This window comes from Bradyrhizobium sp. PRIMUS42 (assembly GCF_023006515.1).
Taxonomy (GTDB): Bacteria; Pseudomonadota; Alphaproteobacteria; order Rhizobiales; family Xanthobacteraceae; genus Bradyrhizobium.
Window position 1 is genome coordinate 1 of sequence record NZ_JALBGZ010001390.1, and the last position, 733, is coordinate 733.

The window sequence follows — 733 nt, forward strand, 5'->3', positions numbered from 1 at the left end:
CTCGCGCCGCCGCAGCGCCGGCATGCCGGCCGCCGCAAGCACGGGTTTCAGGCGCGGGTCGCGCTTGATCAGCGCATGGACGGCCTCTTCGAGATCGGACTGGGTTTCGAGGTGGATGGTCATGGCAATTCGGCAAACTATCTCCGACGTCGTGGCCGGGCTTGACCCGGCCATCCACGTCTTTCTAACCACTCGGCATGTGTACCATGAGCGACGGTGCTCGTATCTGTTCGTGACATTGACAGGGGCGCCGTATGACACCGAAGAACGTGGATGGCCGGGACAAGCCCGGCCATGACGAGATCTGTCAAATGGCGCCACCCGTTTTCCGATTCGCCCCGAGCCCCAACGGGCACCTCCATCTCGGTCACGCCTATTCCGCGCTGCTCAACTTCGATCGCGCGCGCGAGACCGGCGGGCTTCTGTTGCTGCGGATCGAGGACATCGACACGACGCGCTGCCGGCCGGAATTCGAGACGGCGATCTACGAGGATCTCGCCTGGCTCGGGATCAACTGGGAGACGCCGGTGCGGCGGCAGTCCGAGCATCTCGCCGAATATCGCGCCGCACTGGACAAGCTGTCCGCGCTTGGCCTCGTCTATCCCGCCTTCGAGAGCCGCGCCGAGATCGCAAAGCTCGTTTCCGCGCGTGAGGCGGACGGCCCCTGGCCGCGTGATCCCGACGGCGCGCCGCTCTATCCCGGCGATTCCAGATCGCTGCCCGCCGACGAGCG

The 733-nt window shown here is 65.9% G+C and carries 1 protein-coding gene and 1 pseudogene; one reads left to right on the forward strand and one right to left on the reverse strand.

The window, feature by feature from the left end; genetic code table 11:
* Positions 1–123, reverse strand: a pseudogene (locus MOV75_RS40565) (DNA-3-methyladenine glycosylase 2 family protein); the annotation flags it as partial.
* Between the two features lie 188 nt (positions 124–311).
* Between MOV75_RS40565 and MOV75_RS40570 the strand changes: the two are divergent.
* On the forward strand, positions 312–733 hold a 422-nt coding region (locus MOV75_RS40570), incomplete at its 3' end, for a glutamate--tRNA ligase family protein (RefSeq protein WP_247008465.1).